This is a genomic window from Bythopirellula superficialaquae (assembly GCF_059632245.1).
Window position 1 is genome coordinate 4,497,703 of sequence record NZ_CP197426.1, and the last position, 26,551, is coordinate 4,524,253.

At 55.2% G+C, this 26,551-nt stretch carries 20 protein-coding genes; 10 read left to right on the forward strand and 10 right to left on the reverse strand.

Annotation, left to right across the window (positions count from 1 at the left end):
* The first annotated feature begins 17 nt into the window (after positions 1–17).
* The 4 genes from SH678x_RS18600 (at position 18) to SH678x_RS18615 (ending at position 7,345) form a co-directional block, all read left to right on the forward strand.
* Complete coding sequence (locus tag SH678x_RS18600; RefSeq protein ID WP_496919951.1) at positions 18–1,304, forward strand: hypothetical protein; 1,287 nt, start codon at positions 18–20, stop codon at positions 1,302–1,304.
* Between the two features lie 104 nt (positions 1,305–1,408).
* Positions 1,409–4,597, forward strand: a complete 3,189-nt coding sequence (locus SH678x_RS18605) for an efflux RND transporter permease subunit (RefSeq protein ID WP_496919952.1) — start codon at positions 1,409–1,411, stop codon at positions 4,595–4,597.
* A 64-nt stretch (positions 4,598–4,661) separates the two neighbouring features.
* Positions 4,662–5,990 carry a S41 family peptidase gene (locus SH678x_RS18610; protein WP_496919953.1) on the forward strand — a complete coding sequence of 443 codons (1,329 nt, stop codon included), beginning with the start codon at positions 4,662–4,664 and terminating at the stop codon, positions 5,988–5,990.
* Between the two features lie 599 nt (positions 5,991–6,589).
* Complete coding sequence (locus tag SH678x_RS18615) at positions 6,590–7,345, forward strand: DUF2071 domain-containing protein (protein ID WP_496919954.1); 756 nt, start codon at positions 6,590–6,592, stop codon at positions 7,343–7,345.
* Positions 7,346–7,385: 40 nt separating this feature from the next.
* On the opposite strand, the gene SH678x_RS18620 is transcribed toward SH678x_RS18615, so the two are convergent.
* The 4 genes from SH678x_RS18620 to rsfS form a co-directional block, all read right to left on the reverse strand.
* A complete protein-coding gene (locus tag SH678x_RS18620) occupies positions 7,386–8,639 on the reverse strand; it encodes a tetratricopeptide repeat protein (RefSeq protein WP_496919955.1) in 1,254 nt (417 codons plus the stop codon).
* A 79-nt stretch (positions 8,640–8,718) separates the two neighbouring features.
* Positions 8,719–10,065, reverse strand: coding sequence for an AAA family ATPase (locus SH678x_RS18625; RefSeq protein ID WP_496919956.1), 1,347 nt, complete (start codon positions 10,063–10,065; stop codon positions 8,719–8,721).
* Positions 10,066–10,198: 133 nt separating this feature from the next.
* Positions 10,199–12,175, reverse strand: a complete 1,977-nt coding sequence (gene argS, locus SH678x_RS18630; protein ID WP_496919957.1) for an arginine--tRNA ligase — start codon at positions 12,173–12,175, stop codon at positions 10,199–10,201.
* Positions 12,176–12,356: 181 nt separating this feature from the next.
* Positions 12,357–12,968: a ribosome silencing factor gene (gene rsfS, locus SH678x_RS18635; protein WP_496919958.1), complete on the reverse strand. Its 612-nt coding sequence runs from the start codon at positions 12,966–12,968 to the stop codon at positions 12,357–12,359.
* Here rsfS and bcp point away from each other — a divergent pair.
* Both bcp and SH678x_RS18645 read left to right on the forward strand, forming a co-directional pair.
* Positions 12,929–13,402, forward strand: coding sequence for a thioredoxin-dependent thiol peroxidase (bcp, locus tag SH678x_RS18640; RefSeq protein ID WP_496919959.1), 474 nt, complete (start codon positions 12,929–12,931; stop codon positions 13,400–13,402). The genes rsfS and bcp overlap by 40 nt on opposite strands.
* Positions 13,403–13,991: 589 nt before the next feature.
* Positions 13,992–14,363: a hypothetical protein gene (locus SH678x_RS18645; protein ID WP_496919960.1), complete on the forward strand. Its 372-nt coding sequence runs from the start codon at positions 13,992–13,994 to the stop codon at positions 14,361–14,363.
* Positions 14,364–14,493: 130 nt separating this feature from the next.
* On the opposite strand, the gene SH678x_RS18650 is transcribed toward SH678x_RS18645, so the two are convergent.
* From SH678x_RS18650 to SH678x_RS18675, 6 genes are all read right to left on the reverse strand, one after another.
* Positions 14,494–16,722, reverse strand: a complete 2,229-nt coding sequence (locus SH678x_RS18650) for an ABC transporter permease (RefSeq protein ID WP_496919961.1) — start codon at positions 16,720–16,722, stop codon at positions 14,494–14,496.
* A 36-nt stretch (positions 16,723–16,758) separates the two neighbouring features.
* The gene (locus SH678x_RS18655) at positions 16,759–18,075 is read right to left on the reverse strand and encodes an efflux RND transporter periplasmic adaptor subunit (protein WP_496919962.1); all 1,317 of its coding nucleotides are present in this window, start codon (positions 18,073–18,075) and stop codon (positions 16,759–16,761) included.
* 11 nt (positions 18,076–18,086) lie between these two features.
* On the reverse strand, positions 18,087–18,581 hold the full coding sequence (locus SH678x_RS18660) for a MarR family winged helix-turn-helix transcriptional regulator (protein WP_496919963.1): 495 nt from the start codon (positions 18,579–18,581) through the stop codon (positions 18,087–18,089).
* A 145-nt stretch (positions 18,582–18,726) separates the two neighbouring features.
* On the reverse strand, positions 18,727–20,319 hold the full coding sequence (locus SH678x_RS18665) for an efflux transporter outer membrane subunit (protein WP_496919964.1): 1,593 nt from the start codon (positions 20,317–20,319) through the stop codon (positions 18,727–18,729).
* Between the two features lie 618 nt (positions 20,320–20,937).
* Positions 20,938–21,138 carry a hypothetical protein gene (locus SH678x_RS18670; protein ID WP_496919965.1) on the reverse strand — a complete coding sequence of 67 codons (201 nt, stop codon included), beginning with the start codon at positions 21,136–21,138 and terminating at the stop codon, positions 20,938–20,940.
* Complete coding sequence (locus SH678x_RS18675) at positions 21,096–21,563, reverse strand: SDR family oxidoreductase (protein WP_496919966.1); 468 nt, start codon at positions 21,561–21,563, stop codon at positions 21,096–21,098. The genes SH678x_RS18670 and SH678x_RS18675 overlap by 43 nt, the downstream gene beginning before the upstream one ends.
* Positions 21,564–21,885: 322 nt before the next feature.
* Between SH678x_RS18675 and SH678x_RS18680 the strand changes: the two genes are divergently transcribed.
* From SH678x_RS18680 to SH678x_RS18695, 4 genes are all read left to right on the forward strand, one after another.
* Positions 21,886–22,623: a hypothetical protein gene (locus SH678x_RS18680; protein WP_496919967.1), complete on the forward strand. Its 738-nt coding sequence runs from the start codon at positions 21,886–21,888 to the stop codon at positions 22,621–22,623.
* A gap of 10 nt (positions 22,624–22,633) precedes the next feature.
* Positions 22,634–23,530 (forward strand): formylmethanofuran--tetrahydromethanopterin N-formyltransferase, encoded by an 897-nt coding sequence (gene fhcD, locus SH678x_RS18685; RefSeq protein ID WP_496919968.1) that lies wholly within the window; start codon positions 22,634–22,636, stop codon positions 23,528–23,530.
* A gap of 243 nt (positions 23,531–23,773) precedes the next feature.
* The gene (locus tag SH678x_RS18690) at positions 23,774–25,267 is read left to right on the forward strand and encodes a 30S ribosomal protein S1 (protein WP_496919969.1); all 1,494 of its coding nucleotides are present in this window, start codon (positions 23,774–23,776) and stop codon (positions 25,265–25,267) included.
* 154 nt (positions 25,268–25,421) lie between these two features.
* Positions 25,422–26,519, forward strand: a complete 1,098-nt coding sequence (locus SH678x_RS18695; RefSeq protein WP_496919970.1) for a DUF1570 domain-containing protein — start codon at positions 25,422–25,424, stop codon at positions 26,517–26,519.
* Positions 26,520–26,551: the final 32 nt, after the last annotated feature.

A 26,551-nucleotide genomic window follows, 5' to 3' on the forward strand; every position in this document is an offset into this window, starting at 1 on the left:
TGTGGGAGGTTTCTCCAGTGAAAAAGTTCGTTGTGATCCTGATGATGGTGGGACTGGTGGTTTCCAGTCGAGGGGCAACCGCGCAGGACCTATTCGAGTCTCAGACTTTGGGCGAATTGCCGCCTCAAATGATGATGCCCGACCCTGCCGAACCAATGTCGATGTCCTCGAGCAAGCTTGAGTTGCCGAGCGAAGGCCTTGAGCCAGTTCCCGCGCAGGAACCGCTTTCGTTGCCATCCACGAATTCCGACGATTCGGCGCCAGCCTGGGACTACTTCACTGGGCAAGATTTGCAGCTTTTCAGTTGCCAACCGGCAATCTTGGAAAGCACGGGAACTTGGCTCCGGCGCGGCTTTTGGTCGGCCGAGGTCGATGCCGTCATTATGAACCGGACATTTGAGCGCAATCCGATTATTCTGGTTTCTGATGATACGGCAAATCTCAATACACTGGGTATTCGCGGGGATATCCCTGGTGCCGAAGGAACTCCACGCCTCACGCTTAGTCGATTTCTGTTCCGTGATGATGCCAACCGCGACCACAACCTTGAGTTTGTGGCTTGGGGCGGCGGTAACTGGAGCCAACAGGGCCAGTTGACCGGCGAAGATCTTAGTGTTCCCATTCAGATCGATGGATTCAACCCTTCATTCGATGGTGCGCAATCGACAAACTATAAGTATGACAGCTGGTTCAACAATTTTGAGCTCAACTATCACGTCAAACAACGCATGCTCAAAGATCGCATGGAACTTGAACCGAGCGGGCACTGGGTCCGCCGAGCCAACCCGACACGATCCAACGCTTTCTTGGCTGGCCTTCGGTTGTTCAACTTGAGCGAGCAACTCTATTGGAATGCCTTTGGCATCCCCGATGCGAATGACGACAATGTGACCGAAACAGGCAACTACTACGTCAACACCAACAATTTGCTAATCGGCACTCAACTTGGTGCCAGCAGCACTTACGAAACAGCCCGGTGGAGTGGAGGAGTATGGTGTAAGGGAGGCATGTATCTCAATATTATGGACCTTCAATCAGACTTTGCTGTGACGAATAACGTGACCTCAGGAAATGCCGACCTGCAAGGCGATAATATTGCGTTCATCGGACAAGCGGGCGTGCTTGGCAAGTATCATATTCGCCCCAACTTGTCATTGCGAGTCGGTTTGGAAGCCATGCTGATCAACCATCTGGCCGTTGCTCCAAAACAACTCGACTTCGTCCCGAGCGGCAACACCACGATCTCAAGTGGTAGCGACAACTATTACCTGGGTGGAAGCCTTGGCTTCGAGAGCTATTGGTAGACCGCAAAACGAACGGGGTGTCTGTGGCCAACCCATACCGTTTGGCCCTTTCAACTATTCATATCTTCTTCGTGACGGATTACGAAAGACGAGAACCTAGCTCAGTGACAGCTCCCCAAAACACATCGCGAACTACCATTCTGGCGCGCAGCACGTTCGGCCTTCCCAATTATTTGGTGTTGTCGCTGGCAGCCGCGTTCCTGATCGCCCTGATACCCGTGGGCGCTAGGCGTGCGATTCAATCGAACGCCAATCGAGTTGAGGACTGGCTCCCTAACACATCTTCTGAATCCGCAAATCTCCAGTGGTTTCGTAACCATTTCACGGGAGAGCAGTTCGCCCTCGTAAGCTGGGACGGTTGCACCCTCGCCAACACCGAAAAACTCGATCAACTTTCTCGCAAACTCGCGCCGAGTCAGGACGCTATTTCGACTGCGGCTGAGAATTCCGACCTTCGTCAACGAGCACGTTGGTACAATCAGGTCGTCTCGGGTCCTAGTGTTCTTGCGCAACTCACTGCTGCTCCACTTAGTTTGAGCTATGCCGAAGCTTCATCCCGATTGGAAGGAGCGTTGGTTGGGCCCGTGCGACGCGATGCCGAGGGCCGCTCGCTGGGAGATCACACCCGCACGACTTGCTTGGTAGTGTATCTCTCTGCCGAAGCAACCAAAGACAACAAAACGATGCGGCAAGCTGTCGAGAAAATAACCGACATTGCCGCCAACGAATGTGCGATTCGCCGTGAAACGATTCACATGGGGGGACCGCCCGTCGAAAATATTGCCATCGACTTCGAAGCCACACATACCATCGTACAGCTTTCCAGTTGTGCCGGTTTATTCGGCTTTGGACTAGCCTTCATCTGTTTCCGCAGTTTCAAGATCGCAACTCTTGTCTTTGCCGTCGGCGTTCTGAGTGCTGGCTTGAGCCTGGCCATTGTGTTCTATTTCGGTGTTGCGGAGATCGCACTACTGAACTTGGGTGAGCCTCATCTTGGTAAGATCGATGCGATTCTGATGTCGATGCCCGCCGTGGTTTATGTCCTCGGACTGGCCGGCGCGATTCATTTCATCAATTATTATCTCGATGCTCGCCGTGAACAGGGAACGACTGCCGCAGTGGAAACAGCCGTTCGCAGTTGCTGGTGGCCCAGTATGTTGGCATCCTTGGCGACTGCCCTCGGATTAAGCACGCTCATTGCCAGCGACATCTTGCCGATTCAAAAATTCGGCCTATTTACGACAGTCGCCGTGTTGGCAATGGTGTTGGTCCTGTTCTCGATCTTGCCAGTGGTTCTGTATCGCTTTCCGCTCGACGATCGCAAAATCCAACGCTCCAGCAGCACGAACCTGCCAGATTGGCTCCTTGATCTGTTTGGTTTTGTCGTGGGACGGCACGCCCTCGTGAGCGTGATTTGTGTGATCGTGACGGCTATCTTTGCGCTTGGCTTCACGCGGATTGGCACTTCGGTGCAGCTCTTGAAACTCTTCAGCCCTAAGACGGACATCATTCAAGACTACGCCTGGCTGGAAGAAAACCTGGGTAATCTCGTTCCCATGGAAGTCGTTGTAACCGTACCGCCCGAGAAAATTCGCAACGCTGATGTCCATGCCGAACAAGACGGCAAGCAATATCGGATGACGATGCTCGAACGGCTCGAAATGATCCGCGAAATCCAATTCCGCGTCGAAGCCCTTCCGGAAGTCAGCCGCGCCATGTCGGCCGCGACGTTTGCTCCGACCAATACTGATACAGGAATCAGCATAGCTGCGGATCGCAGCAACGATTATTCGATCAATAAAGGCATCGAAGAGCAAAGTGCCCTGCTGTTGACCGGCGATTACTTGCGCAAAGAGAGGCTCACCGACGCTTATTCCGAATCCGGCCGCGAATTGTGGCGGGTGAGCGCCCGGGTCGAAGCTTTGGCTAATCCCAAGGGGCGCGTTAAGGAAATTGACTATGGCCAATTCGTGGAACAATTGAAATCGGCCGTCGATCCGGTACTCGTTGCTTATCAACAACGGGATATCATCGTCGAACAATTGCACAAGCAGGGCAAAAAACTCGACGGGGCGCAGATATGCATTCTCTATCGCACACCCGATGCTGCTCCGGAACCGATTCTCAACAGCCAAGAATCGGTGCTAGCGAATTTGCTACTCAAAAGCGGCGTGCGGCCCAGGACATTACCTGATGGGCAGCGCTTGCGCGGCGTGACGTTCTTCAATCTGACGCCATTCGATACGCAGATGGAAGAACCTCATTACCTGGACAAAGCCGTAGAAGCCCTGGGGGCTCAGGATGCCCTGATTCTTGTGTCGGCGGGAAGTGACCCTACTGCCAAGAAACTTGCTGACGGTGGCTTCAACATGATTGACGTCACCAACGTGGAGGTTAGCAATTTGTCTGCGGCTGTCGACGTGCAAAAATCCGTCGAACCGCGGCCGATTGGTTCGGTTTACACGGGCGTAGTGCCGGTTGTTTACAAAACGCAGCGGCAACTGCTGCAAACACTCAACTACAGCGTCTTCTGGGCCTCGGTTGGCGTGACGGGAGTAATGATCATCATCCTCCGCAGCGCTGTGGCCGGTCTCACAGCAATGATTCCGAATATGTTCCCGTTCGTGGTGATCTTTGGAACTTTGGGTTGGCTCGGCATCAAAGTCGACATCGGCATTATGCTGAGTGCGAGCATCGCACTGGCACTGGCACTGTCTCACACGTTTCATTATTTAACTTGGTTCCGTCGCGGTACTGCCTTGGGACTCAATCGCATTGAAGCCGTCATGTTTGCCTACGATCGTTGCGCTCCGGCCATGTTGCAAACGGCAATCATCGGCGGGCTCGGTCTAGCCGTATTCGGCCTGAGCGGCTTTACACCGACGCAGCAGTTCGGCTTCTTGATGGTCGGCACACTGGCGGTGGCTTTGGTGGGGGATCTCATTCTGTTGCCCGCTTTGCTAGCTGGTCCGCTTGGTTACTATTTTGGCGGCAAAGAGTCCGTGACCGATACGGCTGCCTTGGCTGTGCCTGGTGCCTTCGCCGAAGCCACCAAGCGAGTCCTGAAAAAGCTCCGGTTAACCACCGAATTCGAGTTGCCGTCGACTGCTGAAAAAGCCACTCCCGTGTTCGTCGATGTTCCTGCTGAACCTGCCCCCACGGCCGCGTTTGCGGCTCGTATGGCACCCGCAACGGAGCAACGCACGGACGTCATCGACGGTGCTCACGCCGATTTGCACGCCCGTTTGCGTAATCTCCGCCGCGAATCTTCTCCCCGTCGGCACCCTTCATAATCTCGTAGAACACTGATACGATACGAACAGCATTTGTTCGCACCGTGTTCTTTGAGGCTGAGTCGTGTCGCTCCGCAACCTGCTTTTGTTCATGACGATCGCGGTCGTCTCCTATGCTTGCTACGTGCGGGCCGAACAAAACCCGTTCGCCCGTTATGTTTCTTCTAGTTATTCGGTCATCGATCGCTGGTCGTTGGTGAATCCTTCCGATCAGGAACTCTTCGACGGCGCCCTGAACGGCATGGTCGAAGTGCTGAACAAGCGGGGGGACGAGCATTCGATGTTCGTCGACGAGACCGACCGCGATCTGTTTCAGGAAGATCTCATCCAAGAATTTGGTGGCATCGGGGTTCGTATTTTGCAACTGGGCGACCCTCCGCAGTTGACCATCGTCGGTCCTCCGGAACCGGGAACTCCCGCGTTCAACGCCGACATCCGCTCGGGCGATCTGGTCGTGGCCATCGACGGCAAGCTCACCGAAGGCCTTGAGATGCAAGAAGTGCTCGCACTCATGCGCGGACCCATTGGTTCGGCGGTCATTCTCACGGTGATCCACCCTGACGAAGACGAACCGGTCGACATCGAAATCGTCCGCGACGTCATTACCGTCGAATCGATCCTCGGCGATTACCGCGATGAAAACAACAAGTGGCAATATCACCTCCTCAACGATACTCGTATCGGTTACATGCGGATCACCAAGTTCGGCGATAAGACCGAAGAGGAACTCACCCGCCACTTGGCCGAACTCATGGCTGAAGGGGTTCAGGCCCTCATCTTGGACGTCCGCGACAATTACGGTGGCGCGCTCGACGCGGCGGTAGGCATTAGCGATTTGTTTCTCCGTGCGGGACTTCCCATCGTGACCACGCGTGATCGCGATGAGCAGATTCGTGAACGGTATGTTTCAACTGGCCGCGGAGGATACCTCGATATCCCACTGGCCGTATTAATCAATCACAACAGCGCCAGCGCCAGCGAAATCGTCGCCGCGTGTTTGCAGGACTACAAACGTGCGGTTATCGTTGGTGAGCGCACTTATGGCAAAGGGACCGTCCAGCGGCTGATGCCAATCCAATCAGGTCGTAGTTTGTTGAAACTCACCTCAGCCACTTACTGGCGGCCAAGCGGCGACAACATTCACCGCATGCCCGGCGATACCGACGCCGATCCTTGGGGCGTGAAACCGGATGAAGGGTTCGACATTCCCATGGATGACGAGCAGTATCTGCTATGGCGCAAGTATCGTTATCGCCGCGACTTGCTTGGCCCGCGTCAGGAAGGCTCGCTCGCCGAACAGTTCGACGAGCAGGACGGCAAACTGCCCGAGAATTTTACTGATGAAGCTCTCGAGCAGGCCGCTGGCTACTTGCAAAGTCAAATTGGTGAGTAAGGATTTGATTTTTTCCCTCCCTTCAACTTGGCAAACTTTGCCAAGTTGATTTCTCACAGTGACCCCCGTATTTCTCGGGAAAAACGTCAACTCTTCCAACTTGGTCAACTTGGCAGACTTTTTTGCGCACTTTTGAAATGATTGTGTTTTTTTCATCGTGATTGCCTTCTGTCTGGACCTCCGGCGTCGCCAGTGATGAAGCCGTACAGATTTCATCGCTGGTGGAGCGTTAGTATTATCCCCCTCCCGGTACCCCGGGAGGGGCTAGGGGAGGGTCTATGAGAACTGGTCTTAAAATTTCTGCCCGTTCGTAACTCCCCCCGCTTACGCGGGAGGCTCGCCATATTTTTATTCCGTAATCCGAAATTGAATCACTCGCTCCGCGTTGCTTCGCAGCACGTCGCGGCTAACGATAAGACCCCATTATCGTGATTTGCGAGCGCGATGTTACCACGATTTTTGGCCATCAAGGATTTTCACGCTGAGACGCAGTGAGCGCGGAAGCTTATTGGCATTCAAAAATCACGAAAGAAGTTAATTTCTTTGTGTAGTTCCAGTTTATCGACTATTCTTTGTTGCCCGCCTATGCCGAGGTTGTCATGCGAATTCCGATTGTGCGAGGAGTCATCGCGAGGCGAATTCTCGTTAATTATCGTATTGATCCAGCAATCTTTGCTCGAGTTCTGCCTGCTCCCTTTCGCCCTCTTCTCGTCAACGGCTACGCGTTAGGAGGCATTTGCCTTATTCGTCTTCAAGGGATCCGGCCGCGATGGATTCCTGGGCAGATTGGACTCACCTCGGAAAATGCTGCGCATCGGATCGCGGTTGAATGGGAAGCGGACGGCCAAACGCAACACGGCGTTTACATTCCACGACGTGATACCAGCTCGCGAATCGCGGTATGGGGAGGAGGCTCTATTTTTCCCGGCCTGCATCATCGGGCCAAATTCAATGTGCAAGAAACGAGCAATCGATTTTTAGTTTCGCTCGACAGCAGCGATGGCGAAACTCACGTTCAGGTGGCTGCCAACATTACCAGTGGTTTAACGGCCTCGGTCTTTGCCAGCTTGAGTGAAGCGGTGGAATTTTTTCAACAGGGATCGTTGGGATATTCGCCAACACAAATCGAGGGAGATTACGACGGGCTGGAGCTCCGCTGCCAGGATTGGTTGATGGAGCCGCTGGCCCTCGAAAAATTGTCTTCAAGCTTTTTCGAGAATGAAGCCATGTTTCCCAAGGGATCGATTGAGTTTGATTCCGCGCTACTCATGCGTGGTATTCACCATGAATGGCACGGGAGAAAAAACTTGTGCTGTGAAACCCAGGTTCCTCGGACCGCGTGGCAGTCCGGCTAGGGAAGATATGTCAAATTGTCATTTTGGTAGTGTGTGCATTTCAACGTTTGACGGTCACTCCCGCGAGGGCGTTGGCGATCCAGGGTGTGGCGATGAAGCCCAGCAGGAACGCGATCCCCAACGAAGAGGCGACTTCCAAACCGGCTGCGTGGGCTGCAATCCCTGCGGCACCGACCAAGGCCATTCCCGCCGCAAACATGGTCATGCCTTTGCGCGGCCAGCCGGCTTCCACATTGAAAATCGTCACCAATGGCAAGGCCAAGCCTAGCCCATAGCCCGCGATATACAGGCCGATGTCGTGGCCCGACAATTGGACGATGATTCCTCCCACAACAACGGCCAGACAGGCGGCGAACCAGTTGGACGAGGTTCTTTGCTGGCGTGATAACGCATGTCGGCCGAACTTGTTGAATCTCAGTAAGAGATTGAATAACGGAACCGCAAACCAGGTTAACAGGACAAACACAAAGTACAGGATCAACAAGGGAGCGATCCAGGGAGCCAGCTCAGGAGAATTTCGAGCAATCCGACTCAGAGATTTGGAAATGAAATATAAAGCTAAAATCACGGCCCATTTCGCGCGATCGCTCAGCCGAGACATCCACAGGAAATATCCCAACACCCAACGGTAGATAATGTTGCGGGCCTTGAGTGCTTCGACAATTCCCGCTTGGGCATATTCGAAGTTGGGATCGAGGCGCAGGGCTTCGCGAAAATGCTCCAAAGCGGCATTCGGTTGTCCTTCGTGCAGGAGTGCCCAACCTTTGTTCGCGTGGGCATACTCATCATCGGGATCACGGGCGAGTGAACTGTCGACCGCGTTGATCGCATCCTGTTGGCGCCCCAGTTGGGTGAGCGCCGAGGTTCGCAGATTGTTGCAGCCGGCATGGTCGGCATCAAACGACAAGCCCTCGAGGCCCATCTCCAGGGCGTCTTGCCATTTTTTTTGGCGGAACAACACAAGGCCGAGTTGCGCGTAATAATCGGCGTTGGCCGAGTCGAGTTGCAGGGCTTCGCGAATCGAAGCCTCGGCCTCGGCATAGCGACGGCGATGCTCCAGCACAACCGAACGGCAATAATGAGCGTGCCCATCATCGGGCGCGAGCGCAATCGCCTGCTCAACTTCAGCTTGCGCCTCGTCGAGCTTGTCTTGCCGCATCAGGCACAGCCCTAGGAGCGAATGAGCCCGCGCATCGTGCGGCGTTTGGGTCAGCACGGCGTGCAGTTCTTGCGCCGCAAGATCGTAGCGCGATTGATTGTAGAGAAGTACGGCGCGGTCGAAGTGGGAAGGCATGGCGTGTTTGTCTCATTTATTGCGTGTGCTAGAAATTGCTACAACTGGCCGCGATTGAAATGCTGTCCCATGCGGTGGCTCACGCAAGCTTGAGATACTTGAGAATATCGTCGTAAACACCCCCTTGATTGCTGTAGAGGGCGTAGTTGCGGGCCGTGGCGAACCATTCACGGGTCGAAGGTTTCACTTGGCCTGCCGATGCGACCAAATCTTTGGTGCGCAGGGGTTCGAGCTTGCCCGATTTCATCGCGTCGCGGAGTTTGGCTTCCACGGCGATGTCGACCACCGCCTTGAGGTCAGCCCCTGAAAAGTCATTCGTCTTTTTGGCCACTTGGTCGAAGTCGATCCCATCGGCAGGCTTGCCGATGAGCATGAGCTTGATGATGTTCGCGCGGGCTGCCTGATCGGGCGGCGGCACAAACAGGATTCGATCAAAACGCCCTGGGCGGCGAAAGGCGTTGTCCAAATGCCAGGGGGCGTTCGTAGCCGCCAGAATCAGGAGACCATCATTGGCGTCTTCGATGCCATCGAGTTCCGAAAGAAACTGATTGATCAGGTGCCGGCCCCCTTGATGCCGCATGTCGCTGCGGCTAGCCCCGAGCGCGTCGACTTCATCGAAGAAAAGCACGCAGGGCTTATTGCGACGAGCCTGCTCGAAAAGTTCGTGCAGGTTTTTTTCGCTGCTGCCAATCCACATGTCCAGCACGTCGCTAATGCCCACGGCCAAGAAGCCCGCTTTGACTTCACCCGCCGTGGCACGTGCGAGAAATGTTTTGCCGCAACCAGGCGGACCGTACATGAGAATCCCACCGCCAATTCTTTTGCCGTAGGCCTGGAACAATTCCGGCTGCGACATGGGCAGAATGATCTTCATGCGGATTTCGTCTTTGACTTGATCCATGCCCCCCACTTCGGTGAATGTGGTCGAAGGGCGCTCCAAGTCGTATTCCTGAGGACCAGTGGGAATTTCACCTGCTCGAGCACGAACGCGACCGTCGAGTTCGTCGCTATCTTCGTAGGCAACGATGCCTAATTCTCGCGAGAGTTCAGCATCGGCGACATCGGCATCAATCTCAATCGCTTCCCGATATTGATGGGCGGCCCGTTGCGGCTCGCCTGCTCGCAGCAGCAAGCGAGCATGTAGAAGATAGGCTTCTGCCGGGGGATCGCTTTGGCCGATCATGTCTTCGACAATCACCAAGGCTGGGGAGTTCTTTTGTTGCTGAAAGTAGGCGTTGGCCAAACCCAGCTTAAAATCGACATGGTGGGGAGCAATCGCCAAAGCTTCACGAAACGCGGTTTCGGCTTGATCGAATCGACCCATGCGCAACAGGCTTTCGGCCAGATGTTTATGCAAGGGAATATTAGTGGGTGACACCGCCAGCGATTCACGGAGCGCTGCGATCGTTTCGTCGGAGGGAATCAAGGCCAGACTCGCAATAGAGAAAAAGTTCGTAGGTGCGTTTAGTCTAACCCATCGCGCAACGAAGAAAAATCTCAGAATCTCGATTTTTCGAGCGATCGACACCGGATCAGGATAGTTCGGCTATGCGTATCGCCTACATCCGCTCAACGACTTCAATACCCAATAGGTTCAAGCCATGGGCAATCGTGCGGGCGGTGAGATCGCAGAGGAGTAGGCGGCTCGTGCGTGTTTCTTCGCTCGCGGCTTTGAGCACCGGGCAATTTTCGAAGAACGATGAGTACTTGCTCGCCAGATCGAAAAGATAAGCCGTAAGATGATTGGGGCGATAATCGCCGGCGACCCGCTCGAGGGCTTCGCTCAATTGGAGCAGCGACAAGGCCAAGGCACGCTCGGCGAGTTGGTCGATTTTTACCTCCGCGGCTTGCTTACGGAGTGCGGCCACATCGACGGAGCCTTTCGCAAAAATGCTGCGCACCCGGGCGTAGCTGTATTGCATGTAGGCTGCGGTGTTGCCTTGCATGGCGAGCATTTTGTCGTAGCTGAACACGTAATCGCTGGTGCGATTGTGCGACAGATCGGCGTATTTGATCGCACCGATGCCCACGCGCTCGGCGACGAGTTGCCGTTCTTCGATGGACAAAAGCGCCGTCTCACGGGCATCGTCGTTGGCGCAAACAATCGCGTGTGCTCGTTCGACGGCTTCGTCGAGCAAACCGTCGAGCCCCACGGCGGTGCCGGAACGTGTTTTGTACGGCTTGCCATCTTCGCCGAGCACCGTGCCGAAACTGACGTGTTCGAGTTCGATCTTGTCGTAGCCCCACTTACGCGCGGTGGCGAAGAGTTGCTCGAAATGGAGCGACTGCCGATGATCGACCACATAGGCAATCGCATCGGGCTGCCAGGTTTCAACGCGGTACTGAATCGTGGCCAGATCGGTCGTGGCGTAGAGAAACGCGCCATCCTTTTTCTGCACGATAAAGGGGGCGTCGATCCCCGGCAGAAAGACGCACTTGGCCCCGTCGCTTTCCGTGACAAGACCTTTCTTCGTGAGATCGGCAACGACACCCGCCAAGCGATCTTCGTAAAAACTTTCGCCGAGCGTGTGGTCGAACGTCACGCCGAGCCGACGGTAAATCCGTTCGTTGGCTTCAAGGCAGGCGGGCAGGAAACGCTCCCACAGGCCGCGATTTGTTTTGTCGCCTGCATGCAGTGCAGCCGTCTCAGCCAGCACGGCGGAGCCAATTTCAGGGTGCACCACAGCGAGTTGTGCGAGCTCGGGATTTTCGTCCACCGTTGCCAGTTTCTTGCGCAGCTCGTCGAGCGTTTCGCGCAAGGTTGCCAGTTGATTCTCGGCGAGCTGAATCTTTTTGTTGTGGTCTTTGCGCTGCTTAGGATCCTCAAGCTCCGTGCCGTCGTGCAAATTCTCCAGCCGATGAGCTTCTTCGACGATCTGCTTTTCGACGGTAGGGAGCTTGTGCCGTTTGGTTTCTTGATATTCGACCAGCTGATTCACGAGCCGATAAATGCGGCTCAATTCAGCGACGGGTTCTTTGGCAATGACCTCTTCATCGGCGAAATGCTTATAGCCGTAGATGATCATGCCGAACTGCGTGCCCCAATCGCCGACGTGATTATCGCTGATCACGCGATGGCCCAATTCCTTGAGCACGCGATAGAGGGCCGCCCCGATGACGGTTGAGCGAATGTGGCCGACATGCATCGGCTTGGCGACGTTGGGGGCGGAATAATCGAGGACGATAGTTTTCGGCTCGGACTGCGGCGTGACGCCCAGATGCTGCTGGTCGGCGAGCATCTGTTGGAGCTGATCGATCAGGAATTGCGGCTTCAATCGCAGATTGATAAACCCAGGGCCAGCGATCTCGAGCGTTTCGCAAAGGTCGTCGAGCTTGAGGGAGGCGACCAGCTGCTGGGCAATTTCGCGCGGCGGTTTGCCAAGCTGTTTACCCAGCGGCATCGCACAGTTGGCTTGATAGTCGCCGAACTTGGCGTCCTGGCTGGGGAGCACCATCTCAGCGAATTGGCTGGCATGAGGATCGAGCGCCACGAGCGCCTGGCGAAAACGGTTGCGAAGTTCAGCCTGGATATTCATGCAATTCGCTGATGGGGAAAGAGTTTCACGCAGAGACGCAGAGGACGCGGAGAGTAGCCACGGAATATCACGGATTAAACACGGATGAGGAGAAGCTATTTCTTTCTGTGTTCAATCCGTGGCTCTATAATTTGAAATTTTTACTCACCGCGATCTCTGCACCTCTGCGTGGAATAAAGTTTTAGTTTGCGGATTCCTCGGAAGACTTTCTGGTTTCAAACGGCAGTGGCACTTTTTGGGCGGCGCCCCAGAATTGTTCGAGCGCGTAGAAATCACGCGTCTCTTCGTCGAACAAGTGAATCACGACCGTGCCGTAGTCCAACAGAATCCAGCGGCTTTCGCTATAGCCTTCGATGCCCATCCGCTTGTCGCCGAGCTCTTTTTCCAGGCAGCGGTCGATCTCTTCGCTGATGGCGTGCAACTGGCGGCGGCTGTTGCCGGTGGCAATCACAAAGTAATCGAAGACGGGCGTGATCGAACGCATGTCGAGCACGACGATATCGAGTCCGCGGTTGTCATCAGCCGTGCGCGCAGCGGCCATGGCCAGTTGTAGGCTGCGCTCAGCGGCACGTTCGGCGTTGGGTAAGGTTTCGACGATGGTTAACTCTACTCTCGTTCTAGCGGTTATTGGAGCCTCCCATTTTAGTCGGTCCCGTGGCCCATCGACAGGGGGCTTGTCGGGACGAAAAATGTGCTGCAAAACATGCTGGTTACGATGCTTACAGACACGCGGCTGGAAAAAAGGATCACACAATGAGCGAATGGCTTGAACCGGGTCAGAAGGCCCCCGCATTTACCCTGACGTCCGATGATGGCAGCAAAGTCCGCCTGAGCGATTTTGCCGGGAAACCGGTTGTGCTCTATTTTTATCCCAAGGATGACACTCCCGGTTGTACCAAGGAAGCCTGCGCATTTCGCGATGCCCAAGCGCCGCTGAAGAAAGCTGGCGCGGTTGTGCTGGGGGTGAGTGCCGACGATACGGCCAGCCACGAGAAATTCCGCGACAAGTACAAGCTGAATTTTCCGCTGCTGTCGGATGCCGATCATAAGGTCGCGGATAAGTATGGCGCTTGGCGCGAGAAGAACATGTATGGCAAGGTGTCGATGGGCATACAGCGGAGCACCTATCTGATTGATGCCAACGGCAAAGTGGCCAAGGTTTGGAAGCGGGTGCAAGTTGACGGGCACGATGAGCAGGTGCTGGCGGCGCTGAAAGAGTTAGAATAATCGGTTCAGCGCAAAAGAAGTGCAACAAATTGTCATCCCCGCGCAGGCGGGGATCCAGAAATCTCCCGGACTGGATTCCCGCCTGCGCGGGAATGACAGACAAATCGATCGGCATCGGGACGATGCCGGCTAACGGTGATGCGCGCGTTGATTTGATTGTGATGCGTAGTCGCACAATCGGCGTGTTCGTTCGTAAATACTTGATCGCACCACGATTTGTTAAAGCCTGACGGACCTGTCGGTTGTTGCTCGCGGCTTGAATAAATTTCGTTGCGAATTCTCAAAATATCTCCGCCGCGCTTTTCGTTGCCGTGTAGATTTGCTCAGAACACAGCAGCGACGCAACGAACGAACTTTAGAATGGCTCCTCTTAATCGTTCGCATGCGTGGCTAATCAACGCAGAGTCTCTTTGTCGCTTCGTGCTCGAGCGGCAAGCGGGTTGGCAACAACTCAAGAGCGATGCGTGAACTTGGCCTGCCGATGGGATGGGGGTCCCGTCGGCAGGCAACTTTTAACTTTCACGACAGCGTGTTTCCAAACAACTGTCGCTTTTCCTTGACTTATCGTTTTATGCTTGAGGGCAGCCGTATGACTCACGATGATGATTGCTGCGATGTCGATTTCGACACGGATCAAGACCAAGAAGCGGGCTTGATCAATTTGACCGAGTTTCCTCAACAATCGCTGCCCAGCAGTGCGTTGCGGGCACGGGTCACACCACTCGACGAACTGGGCCGCCCCGCGGCGCCGTGGACGGTGGTTGTCGTGGAAATCGACGAACGCACGATCGCTTTCAATCATTTGGTGCCCCTCACGGCAAGACACGTCATCGTGACGTTTGAGAAGCGCGGCATGAGCACCCACTCGGTGAAAGTGGAGCTCACGTGGTGCCGCTTCGATCAACGTCATCGCTATACCAGCGGCGGACGATTTATCCTGCCGCTTGGTCGAACCGCTTAGTAAGCAGACGGCGCGTGCGGTGTGCGTGGCACTGTGCGAGTCGGGTTTCTCCCCTCCCTCAGAGCGGGTGGTTGCCAAAGGCGACCGCCCGCTTTGTTTTATTGACGATCTCAATATCTTTGGTTTAGAACTATTCGTAGCGCAGTGCTTCAATCGGGTCCAGCCGCGACGCTTTCCAGGCGGGATAGAAACCGAACGCAACTCCGATTGTCGCGGAGACGATAAAGGCGGCTGCAATCGCGGGGAGTGAGGCAGCGATCGGCCAGCGCAGAAAATACCAGACTGCGAATGAGGCCGTGCGACCGATAAGAATCCCGATTGCCCCGCCGGCCACGCAAAGGACGATCGCTTCGATCAGGAACTGCCGCAGTATATGATAGCTGCGTGCCCCGACGGCCATGCGTAGGCCAATCTCTCGGGTGCGCTCCGTAACGGAGACGAGCATGATGTTCATGATCCCGACTCCGCCGACAGCGAGGGAGATCAGGGCCACGATTAGCAGCAGACCTCCCATCATCTCTGACATCGAGCCCATCATTTTGACCATCTCGGTCATATCGCGGAGATTAAAATCGTCACTTTCTTCGGGCCTAATGCGATGGCGCTGGCGGAGAGTCGATGTAATCTCGTCCATCGCTTGGGCAACTTCTGCCGCAGACCGGGCTTTGACCATAATCTGATCGACATTCGTAAACCGGACCGGCTGTGGTGTATTTGCTGCTTGGGTCGCCGATTGCTGCGGGTAGAGCGATGACGAGCCCGGATAAAGTTCGCTGAGGGAGTTCACCGCTTGCGAGGTAGCATCGCTCGTGGCTGCAGCGGTTTCGGCCGTCGCAGCCGAATTGTCAGCAATCCGATATTTGATCGTGGTCCATGGTGCGATGAGCACGTCGTCCTGATCCATGCCCATCATATTCGAGCCTTTTCGGGAAAGAACGCCGACAACTCGCAAGGAAACATTCTTGACGCGTAGATTTTCGCCGATGGGGGACTGTCCATCGAACAGCTCGCGGGCCAGGGTCGTCCCAATGACACAGACTTTGTTGGCGTTGCGAACATCGCGGTCAGTGAACATCTCGCCTTCTTCCATCGTTTCCCAATCGCGAACGCGCAGGTAAGCACCAGTGGTCCCCATGGTATTCATAGGGATCCAGTTGCGATTGCCGTAAACGACTTGACCTTGGATTTGTAAAACGGGTGCCGCCGCCTCGACGGCAGACGCCTCCGCAATTTCGTCCGCATCGCCAGGCGTGAGCGTCAACAGGCTGCCTTGTCCAAAGCTGATACCGCCGCTCGCTGCCGCACCCGACCGGACCATGATGTTGTTAGCACCCATGGTGGACATCGATTGCATGAGCGACGTGCGCGAACCTTGGCTGATCTCGACCATGGCGATTACAGCGGCCACGCCGATGATCACGCCCAAAGCGGTCAGGGCCGAACGCATTTTGTTGCGGCGAAGCGCCGTGAGTGCCGTTCTCAGCGGGGCGGGCATCATGCTCATTGCACTCCAGCGGCGAATCGGAGACTTCTCTGAGGCTGTTTTCGTTTTAGCCGGCTGCGTTGTGACACGTTGCGGCGCAACAAGCGTGGCGACTCCTCCCGCCTCATGGGTTTCTTGAATAGCAGGCGCCGAGCCATTGGTTTCCAAATTCAGGCCGACGTTGATCGTGCGACCTCCGTGATCGTCTTCGACGATCAAACCGTCGACGACGCGTATAACCCGGTCTGCATAAGCGGCCACCTTCGGATCATGGGTGACCAACATGACGGTCAGGCCCGAGGCGTTGAGTTCTTGGAACATTTCCAAAATCTCGATGCTGGTGTGTGAGTCGAGATTCCCCGTTGGTTCATCCGCCAGAAGCAATTGCGGATCATTCACCAGCGCCCGAGCGATGGCCACACGTTGCTGTTGTCCACCGGACATTTGGCTGGGAACATGGTCGATACGATCGCCTAGACCAACGCGTTCCAACAGAGTACGACCTCGTTGAATGGCTTCGACGTCAATCGTACCGCTGGAATAGTCCAGCGGCATAAGGACGTTATTAAGGGCCGTTGTTCGTGGCAAAAGGTTAAAGCTCTGAAACACGAAACCAAGCTTCGACGTGCGGACGAGTGCCCGCTCGTTCGATGACAAGCGACTGATGTCTTCACCATCCAGCCAATATTTGCCAGCCGTCGGCCGGTCGAGACAACCAAGCACATTCATCAGAGTGCTCTTGCCTGAACCCGACGCCCCCATCAGTGCCACGAGCTCGCCCCGTTGCACCTTGAACGAAATCCCCTTCAAAACGGGCACGTCGATCTCACCAAGATGGTAAGTCTTCGTTATGTTTTCGAGCTTAAGGAGATCCACGGCAAACCTTTGCGTGCTTGGAAAGCCACTGAAGACCTACGAACGGGGGCGTGAACGTGGCATGCGTGGCGCAAACGGATTGTTGACTTGCTCGGTGGCTTGCCCCGCTTGAATTTCGCCCATGACAATCTCGAGGCCTTCTTTCAATTCGGGCGACTCGATTTCTGTCTTCGTGCCATCGGTCACGCCCGTCTTGACCTGAATCGGCGTGACGCGTTCTCCACGACGAACCCATACAATTGCGTCATTGCCATTGGAATCATCGCTTTCATGAGTTTCGGAATGCTCTGCCGAGGGGTCGCTGTATTCAACGAGCTCCGCTCGAGGCTGATATCGCAGGGCCGCGTTGGGAACCGTGAGAACTTGATTTCGGCGGTTGACTTCAAAACTCACATCGGCTGTCAAATAGGGAAGCAGCTTAAGGTCAGAATTATCGGTGGCGACCACGACGGTGTAAGTGACCACGTTCTGCGTCATCGAGGCATTCAGACGAATTTGTTTGACGTTTCCTTCAAAATAATCATCGGGAAATGCGTCGACGGTGAACGTCACGGGCGCTCCGAGTTTGAGTTGTCCGATATCCGCTTCATTGACGGAGGCCCACACTTCCATGCGTGTTAAATCTGTCGCGATCAGAAACAAGCTTGGAGCGTTAAGGCTCGCCACCACGGTTTGGCCCATGTTAACTCGACGGTCGATAATCGTGCCTTTGACGGGCGACGTGATTACGGTGTACCCAAGATTGGTTTCTGCCAGATCGAGTGCTGATTGGGCTTGTTGCACCGAAGCCGTACCCAACTTGATATTGGCCTTAGCTACTTCAAAGTTGGATTTGGCCAGCACGAAATCAACGTCTGAAATACCACGAATCTGCACGGACAAATCCTTGGAGACTGGTAATTTTCCTGTCGCTTTGGGTTTCGTGGACAAATCCTGGAGTCGCTGAGCACGATTCCATTCGGCTTCGGCCTGGGCAAATCTGGCGTGCATTTGCAGCAGATCCGCCTCAGCCCGTTCGAGCGCTGCCTGCGCTTGATCACGCTGCGCAACATAAACGGCGTCGTCGATCACTGCGAGAACGGTTCCTGCCTGGACCGTAGAGGTATAGTCAACTCTCTTACCAGATGGATCGGTGCCAAATTCCTTGATCCGGCCGACGACTTGGGCGCCCACATCAATCAACTCTTCAGGCTCCAGCGTGCCCGTCGCGGCGACGGATTCGACCACATCGCCGCGCTCGATCTTGGCCACGCGAAATTGCACGGTGGAACCAGATTTCTGATAAACGCCGTAGAGCTTTACGCCTCCCGCGACGAGGGAGATCAAGAGGATTGTCGTGATAAACGTCTTCATGGAGGTGATCTTCAGGATTGAGTTTTTGTGGACGCCCGCAGGCAGACGTCTTGGAAGAGCTTTAATCCGGCAATGATTTTTGTGCGAGTTGCTTCGTCAACTCCCTCGAACACGCTAGCTAGGCGTTTCAGGCGAGTTGCATCGTGCGTTTGAAGTGCACGACGGCCCTTCGCGGTCAAACTTAAACACCGAACACGGCGATCCGTATCGTCGGAAAGCCGAGTGATTAAGCCGGTTCGTTCCAAGCGGTCCGCGAGCTGTGTCGCGGCACTCATCGAGCAGCGCAGCTTTTCGCTAAGCTGCGACATCGAGAGGGGACCGCGTGTGAGAAGAATACATACGTGAAATTGTCGAAGTGGCAGCTGAGCGGCCTTATCGCCGACGTCAATGATGTTCCCCAAAATGATACGTAAGAGGTCATCAACCTCGACGACACCCGTCGGAAGGATTGTGCTGCCTCCCAAGCGCCGATTGGGAGCATTGACTTTGGTAGAGGATTGTTTCATGCCCCTATAATATTCATGGGCATAAACTAAAAGTAGTCTGGGCCGATGGCTTGTGGGGAACCACAGGCGGCAGCATCGCGATGATTGAGCGGTTTCCAGCCTATGCCACAGTGACGAATCTCACTCTCCTTTGCACACCCACAAATTATTCGACCGGTGGCAATTCCTCGACCTCGACAGGCAGGTCGTCGCCCTCGATGGCTTCCGGATCAGGACCCAACGGCGACAGTATGCCCTGCTTGTCTGGTGGTGGAGCCAGTCGGATTTGCCAGCCGCCGCCAAGCCCGCGATAGACATCAATCAAACCCTGGGCGATTTGGCCGCGCGATTGGGCCCATAAATCCTGCTGTTGAATCAGCGACTGCTGGAGAACCGTGTAGCGATTAAAGTCGACCGCACCTTCCTCGTACTGTCCGATCACAATCCGCAAGGCGAGGGCCGATTCCTCGACGCTGAATTTCAAATTGCGGGCACGGTCCTGAGAATTGAGGAACGTGACGATGGCATTCTCAACCTCGAGATCAGCTTGCAGCACGGTATTTTGGTAAGTTGCAACTAAAGCCTGGAACTGGGCCTCTTGGAAACGAACATTGTTCTGAATACGGCCATAGTTGAGAATGTTCCACTGAAAACCAGGACCGACGGCGGCATTGAGGGACGTATCTTTGAACAGATCAGAAAAATTAGCAGCCTGCCAACCGAGCGTGCCGGTTAACGTCAGGGCAGGATAGAAATCGGCCTCCGCGATACCAATCTGTTCGGCCTGAGCAGCCGCGATCCGTTCGGCCTGTCTTACATCGGGTCGTCGCCGCAGCAGGTCGGCGGGTATACCCACGACGACATACTCTGGTGTGGTGGGGATATTTGTTTTTTCATTGTCGTCGCCATCGAGCAGCAACGTCAGATCTTGAACCGGCATGCCGAGCAGGATGCACAAAATGTTGGCCACTTGTCGACGCTGAATTTCCAACTCGTCGAGCGCAGCACGGCTCTGAGCGAGATTGCTACTGGCTTGGGCGCGATCGACCTCGGTGATTGCTCCCGCTGCCAACCTTTCGGTAATGAATGAAAGCACGTCTTCTTGGACAGCGATGTTGTCTTCGAGCAGGCGAATTCGTTCCTGTGTTGTCCGATACAACACGTAGTTGTTCGCCACGTCGCCAAGTAGCGTCACAAGCACGGCATCGTAGTTCTCGACCGAGGCATCAAGCGTGGCTTCTGCTGCCCGCACGGCTCGGCGGAAGCGGCCCCAGAAGTCGAGTTCCCAACCGAGATTGAAACCAAAATTCCATTGGTCGAAGAACTGATCTCCTAGGCCGAACCGTGTATATCCACCGTCCGCGGTTTGGAATTGTGGAAAGACGTTTCCGACGGCAAAGCCGAGTTGAGCACGCGCGGCCAAAATGCGAAAACCAGCTTCTCTGAGCGTCAAGTTTTGCTGGTAGGCCGTATCGACCAAATAGTTGAGTTTGGGATCACCCAGCACGGTCCACCATCCGGCCAGATCATCTCGATCGTTCCGCACGCGTGAATCGGTGGCAGCATCAATCCAGTTTTCTGCAACAGGTGCGGCTGGCTGACAGTACTCGGGCCCCACCTTGAGGCCATTCCGCACGTAATCTCTGAAACTGGTGCAGCCCGTGCAATCGAATAACAAGGTGAGCGTGACGACCGCGACAATAAATCGAGGAAGCCACGCTGAACCGTGTTGATCGAATGTTTTGGAGATTCTTCGCATAAATTTCAGCCACTTCCCACAGGCCTGGGCGAAGTGACGGTCAGCAGACGGGTCAATTTAGCGCGATAGTGCGTTGGGGGCGCAAACCGACTGGGGGAAGGTGCAAGGCAAAGGTTTACGGCAATAGGCCCCGCATGTGCATTCCGCGGCAAGGGGACAGCACGGGAGAGGCTTGGAGACATAGCAGTCACACGTGGGGCGATAACCGCATTGAATGCAGGGCTCAGGCTTAGATGCGTAGCAGGACCTGCAACACAAATAGCGTGGAGCAAACAGCACAAGTCCAGGCTGAGTGCTATCGCATGATCCTGCTTGTTTTTGCTCAGTGGCAATGGGGTCCAAATTGTCCTGAGCCTGCACTCCACTCAAACCGCTAGCAGTCAGTACAAGGCCGACTGCTACTATGAAGCGCCATAGAACTTCCATGTAACAACTCGCCGGTTGTGAAGGTCGTACCGTTTATGACTTTGGTATCGGATACTCCAGCGAAGAGAAGTCAGCCTGTCAGAGTTAGAACGAAAAAAGCGGTTATTCCACAGCCGTAGAAGCGTCATATCCGTCAAAGTTTGACAGTCTGTCGTCGGAAATAGGAAAGTAAGAAGTGGAGTATTTGTTACCTCAACGGTTGCTGTACCACTGCTCGAAATTGATTTTGCCGATGCGGGCACCTTCGTCGGGGACGAGCGACCGTTTTTCCAGCTGCGTGCCGAAGTAGCGGGCGTTGGGATCGGCGACAACTTCGCGATTGTCGTTCGTCGCGGCGAGGCAGCGACGAATCAACTCGTCGAGGGGGGTCGCTTCGGGACCGCCGAGTTCCACGATTTTATTCTGCGGCTTGTCGAGCGCGATGTTCGCCACCGCAGAATCATGTATGGAATCTCACCTGCTTTGATCAGCTCTTCTTGAGCGACTTTCGCGCGCATGTACCCGCTGTCGGGGAGGCGATCAGCTCCTACGACCGACAACGCAACGTGATGTTTTACGCCAGCGGTTTTTTCCGCGGCGAGCAGATTGGTTGTCGAGGCCTTGAAAAACTCGAGCACGTCATCATCGGCAAATGGCGGCGAGTTCGACACATCGACCACCACATCAGCGCCAGCAAGCGCGGTGGCCAGGCCTTCGTTGGTGACGGCATTAACGCCTGACCGGGGCGAGGCGGCCACCACCTCATGACCCAACTCGCGGAGCTTGTTCACGACTTGGGAACCAATCAAACCACTACCACCAACGATGACGTACTTCATGACACACTCTCCTTACCGCCCGCGAACGGGCGGCGAATACGTTAAAGATTTCAGTGCTGAGAGTAAGACGGGCTAGGTCCTACAATTGTGACAGAGTGCGATAAACTTCTGCCGAGTTTTTAACGGAGGTTTTGGGGTCGATTTTGGTAAGCCTGGGGGAAATGTTCGGGAACTGCAAGGTTCATTAAAAGTCCTCGAAATTTCTTTGACACGAACACCCTACCGGGAGTAAGCTATCCGGCGCTGCAGGCTGCGTGTCCGGAACCACGCGCCGAATTTTTCCCGACGTTCGCGCAAATCTAGCGCGAGAGAGGAGCGATGTATGTCGCGGGTCTTAATGGGGGCTTGGTTGGCGGTTGTTGTTTTGACTTTCTCATCGTCGTTACGAGCCGAGTCCGACAAGGATTCAAAATCAGAGGCTCTATCGTTCGCTTCGCCGGAAGATATCGAGGTGCTGCTCGATTCACCACTAAAATCGCCTCTTCAATTTTCGGAGATACCCATCAACGAGGTAATGAATCATCTTCAAGAGGAATATCAATTTCCAATTGTTTTTGATTCAGCGGCGCTGGATGAAGTCGCGATCTCTCCTGAAACAGAAGTGACTGTCAATCTTCGAAACGTCACCTTGCGTTCGGCACTCAACCTGATGCTTCGCCAACCTGGACTCGAAGACATCACCTATATGGTCAACGATGAGGTGCTGATGATCACAACGCAAGAAGAGGCAAATTCGCATCTCGTGGTCGCGGTCTATCAAGTCGATGACTTAGTCGACAATACCTCGCCGCGAAAGAAGGCTGAAAAGAGCCCTTACACGTCGCTCGTGAAAGTGATCACCGATTGCGTGGAGTACGACTCTTGGATGACGAACGGGAGCGGGGAAGGGGTTGCCCACCTCGTGAAGCCGGGAATGCTGGTGGTTTCACAAACTCAGCCTGTTCAGGATAAGATTGCCGCGCTGCTCGAGAAGTTGCGGACTACTTCGGCGAGCATGCCGAAAGCCGAGCCGGCAAATCGGGCGATCTCGTCTTTGCCGCTCTCACCAAACGTGCGATGATGCACGGACTATGCTGCTCGGTTCCACGCTGATTGTAGACACCTTTGCCGAAGCCTTTCGGATGCGGTACGTTCGTTTGATCGTCACCGCGACGGATGACTATTGGCTGGATATTGCGCTCGGCGAAGTGACCGGTTATGGCTCGTCGGTGATTGGTTGCGATGCCGAGATTGGCCTCGAGCAATTGCTCGCCCCCCACGAAACCCCCGACGGTCGGCCGGGCGCGGCGGTGTTGGCGTTTGGATTCAGCACGCAGGCATTGGCCAAGGCGATTCCCAACCGTGTTGGCCAGTGTCTGATGACTTGCCCCACGACGGCCGTGTTCGATGGCTTGGCGGAGGGGGAAGAACAAATTCCGCTGGGGAAATATTTGCGCTATTTCGGCGATAGCTTTCAGAAAAGCAAAGTCCTCGGAGAACGGCGGTTTTGGCGAATTCCCGTGATGGATGGAGAGTTCATCGTTGAAGAGCAGATCGGCGTCGGCAAAGGGGTCGCCGGGGGCAACATTATCTTGCAGGCAACCACCGCCGAGGTGGCACTGGCTGCGGCGCGGCGTGCCGTCGAAGCGATTGGCGTTCTGCCCGGCGCGATCACGCCGTTTCCGGGTGGGGTTGTGCGGAGCGGCAGCAAAGTTGGGTCGAAATATCAAGGAATGGTGGCGTCGACAAACGATGCCTTTTGCCCGACGCTGCGTGGCCGCGTGACAACCGATTTGGTCGAAGGGGCCAACTGTGCTTACGAAATCGTGATCGACGGCGTCGATGAACTGGCCGTGGCCGACGCCATGCGTGCGGGGATGCATGCAGCGGTAGGGGAGGGCGTGCTTGCCATTTCGGCAGGCAATTATGGTGGTAAGCTCGGTAAGTTTCATTTTCCGCTGCGGGGATTGCTCGCCACGGCTTCATAAAGCTGTCTATTTCTGGAACACAGCAGGGCCCAACTTGCGTGACTGACACGCAAGTAACATAAAATCTTCAAATTTGGCAGGCAAAAGTACCGTTGGTTAGCCCGTGGCCCCTAGAAAACCAGCCCGGGGGTGGTCAAGATAAACGCTGAAATAGTTGCGTCGCGTCGGCAAGGGTTGGTAAACTTGCGACTTTGGTTACCGCCGACGTTAGCGTGAGATTCTCCTCAGGACTTTGTAATTAGTATGACTTCGAACACCGATGCCCCCCAGTCAACCAGCCCCGCCACGGATACCGCGACAAGTTTGTCGGAGACCGAGACTCAATCAGCGGCTGTTGATGTTGTGACTGGCGAAAGTTCCGACCGCCCGAGTGAGCGGATTCAAATTGGTTCGCAGCGCGAGAGCGAAGCCGATGCGCAGCCGAAGGCCAAGCCAATGCATCCGGGGTCATCGACCACGCCTGAACCCAAGAAGTCGAACTTTCCCCCGCCGAATGTGCGCGATGCGCTCACGCCCGAATTAGAAGCCGAACTTGCCGCGGCCTTGGGTGGCGAATCGCTCGACTCGATCATCGATAACACGACCGGCCCCACGGTGACCGGTGCGGAGCTGGCTTCCGACACACGACTGACCGGAACGGTGGTGAGCATTCACCGCGACGATATTTTTATTGATTTGGGCAATCGCAATCAGGGCGTCTTGCCGCTCAAGCAATTTGAGAAATCCACGCCGCCTGAAGTGGGCGCGCAGATGGAAGTCGTCGTCGCGCGTTTCAATGCCGAACAAGGTTTCTACGAGTTGTCGCTGACCAATGCGGCGGTCGACGTCGGCAATTGGGATGAAGTGCAAGCGGGTCAGGTCGTCGAAGTGGCCATCACCGGCGCGAACAAAGGGGGCTTGGAATGCCAAGTCGCCAACATTCGCGGCTTTATTCCGATGGGTCAGATTTCGATCTATCGCGTTGAGAATCCTGAGGAGTTCGTTGGCCAACGACTCACCTGTGTCATCACCGAAGCCAATCGCAGCCGCAAGAATCTCGTGCTCAGCCATCGGGCATTGATGGAGCGCGAACGCAAAGATCAGAAGCAAAAATTGCTGGCCGAACTCGCGCCAGGACAAATGCGTGAAGGAACCGTCCGCAGCCTGCAAGACTTTGGCGCGTTCGTCGATCTGGGCGGCGTCGACGGCATGATCCACGTGAGCCAATTGAGCTGGGATCGCGTGACGCATCCCAAGGACGTACTGACAGTTGGCCAAGCCGTAAAGGTGAAGATCGAAAAGATCAACACCGAGACCGGCAAGATTTCGCTCGGCTATCGCGAACTCGCCGCCAATCCTTGGGACGATGCCCAACAAAAGTTTCCCGTCGGTGCCCGCGTGAAGGGGACGGTTTCCAAGCTGATGCAGTTTGGTGCGTTCGTGAGATTGGCCCCCGGCGTCGAAGGTTTGATCCATATCTCAGAAATGGGCCACGGCCGGGTGCAGCGTTCCAGCGACGTAGTGAGCGAAGGCCAGGAAGTGGAAGTGAAGGTTGTTTCCTTTGACCGCGATGCCCAGCGGATTGGGCTGTCGCTCAAGGCCTTGCTGCCCGCTCCCGAAAGGCCAAAGCACGAGCCCAGAGAGCCGGACCATCCGCCCGTGGAGTCGCTCCAACGTCGTGAACGGGAATCTGATAAGAACCTGAAGGGTGGGATTAGCGGCCCCAGCGGCGGCGAAAAGTTCGGGTTGAAGTGGTAATACCGCCGTCTTTTGCCGGTCATCGGCCAATGGTGCGAACCACACGGGGCCGAGCGGGGTTACAATAGAGATGGTGAATCCCTGCACTCCTATTCGTCGGCCCATGTCCTTGCGATCGACTCTTATCTTGTTCCTGGCTGTGGTTTGTTGGCACATGCCTCGCGCGCAGGCCCTCGAAACCGTGTTGGTGAACGTTGAGGGCCGGTCGAAGCAGTATTCCGGCAAGGTCGTCGTTGAAGACTCTGTGGGGAGCATGCTGCTGGAAACCGACGAAGGGGCCATGGTGCAAATCATGGCCGACACGATTCAGAGTCGTGAAAGCAACGCTGCAGAGCTCAAACCGCTCGACAAGGACGAATTCGCCGAGCGATTGCTTAAAGAAATGGGGCCCGGATTTCAGGTTTATCAATCCAAGCATTATGTGGTTGTTTACAACACAACCCGTAAGTATGCCCAGTGGACGAGCTCGCTGCTTGAGCGTTTGCAAAAGGGCTTTCTGGCTTATTGGAAGAAAAAGGGTTGCGACATCAAAGAACCCGAAGCCCCCTTGGTGGTTGTGATCTTTGCCGACAAGGCGAGCTATCTCAATTACGCTCGTGAGGAACTCGGCCCAGCCGCAGGGTCGGCCATCGGCTTTTACAGTTTACAATCCAACCGGATCACGATGTACGACCTGACCGAAGTTCAGGCACTTCGGCGCGAAGAAACCCGGCGTGGATCTTTAGGCGATATCAGCGCGATGTTGAGCGATCCCGCCGCCGCGCACCTGGTCGCCACGATCGTTCACGAAGCGACGCATCAGATCGCTTTCAACTGCGGTCTGCAAAAACGGTTCGCGGACAATCCCATCTGGCTGGCCGAGGGGCTGGCCATGTTTTGTGAGACACCGGATTTGTTCAGCAATCGGAGTTGGGGGGGCATCGGAAAGGTTAACTACGACCGCTGGGACCGCTATCGCAACAATGCCAATGCCGACAAAGTTGGCACGCTGCGGAGCTTGATCGTCGACGACAATGTTTTTCGCAACTCGCGGACTGCCGTGGACGCTTATGCCGAGGCGTGGGCATGGACCTATTTTCTGATCACGTGGCACACCGACGAGTATGTGGCGTATCTCAAAGCGATCGCCGAGAAACCATTGCTCACCCCGTCGGATAAAAAGCAACGTCTGGCCGACTTCACACGGCACTTCGGCAACGATTTTACCAAACTCGAAGACGAGTTTTATCGCCGCATGTCGCGGATCGAGTAAAAAAGCACGTCTCTCACGGCATTCTCACCCCC

Bases quoted from the DNA above. Each gene is read 5' to 3' on its own strand.
- rsfS (WP_496919958.1), bottom strand. From the start codon at position 12,968: ATGCGGGGGCCTTCTGACCCGGTTCAAGCCATTCGCTCATTGTGTGAT.
- SH678x_RS18615 (WP_496919954.1), top strand. From the start codon at position 6,590: ATGCGAATTCCGATTGTGCGAGGAGTCATCGCGAGGCGAATTCTCGTT.
- argS (WP_496919957.1), bottom strand. From the start codon at position 12,175: ATGAATATCCAGGCTGAACTTCGCAACCGTTTTCGCCAGGCGCTCGTG.
- SH678x_RS18680 (WP_496919967.1), top strand. From the start codon at position 21,886: ATGTCGCGGGTCTTAATGGGGGCTTGGTTGGCGGTTGTTGTTTTGACT.
- bcp (WP_496919959.1), top strand. From the start codon at position 12,929: ATGAGCGAATGGCTTGAACCGGGTCAGAAGGCCCCCGCATTTACCCTG.
- SH678x_RS18645 (WP_496919960.1), top strand. From the start codon at position 13,992: ATGACTCACGATGATGATTGCTGCGATGTCGATTTCGACACGGATCAA.
- fhcD (WP_496919968.1), top strand. From the start codon at position 22,634: ATGCTGCTCGGTTCCACGCTGATTGTAGACACCTTTGCCGAAGCCTTT.
- SH678x_RS18690 (WP_496919969.1), top strand. From the start codon at position 23,774: ATGACTTCGAACACCGATGCCCCCCAGTCAACCAGCCCCGCCACGGAT.
- SH678x_RS18655 (WP_496919962.1), bottom strand. From the start codon at position 18,075: ATGAAGACGTTTATCACGACAATCCTCTTGATCTCCCTCGTCGCGGGA.
- SH678x_RS18620 (WP_496919955.1), bottom strand. From the start codon at position 8,639: ATGCCTTCCCACTTCGACCGCGCCGTACTTCTCTACAATCAATCGCGC.
- SH678x_RS18675 (WP_496919966.1), bottom strand. From the start codon at position 21,563: ATGAAGTACGTCATCGTTGGTGGTAGTGGTTTGATTGGTTCCCAAGTC.
- SH678x_RS18695 (WP_496919970.1), top strand. From the start codon at position 25,422: ATGCCTCGCGCGCAGGCCCTCGAAACCGTGTTGGTGAACGTTGAGGGC.
- SH678x_RS18660 (WP_496919963.1), bottom strand. From the start codon at position 18,581: ATGAAACAATCCTCTACCAAAGTCAATGCTCCCAATCGGCGCTTGGGA.
- SH678x_RS18665 (WP_496919964.1), bottom strand. From the start codon at position 20,319: ATGCGAAGAATCTCCAAAACATTCGATCAACACGGTTCAGCGTGGCTT.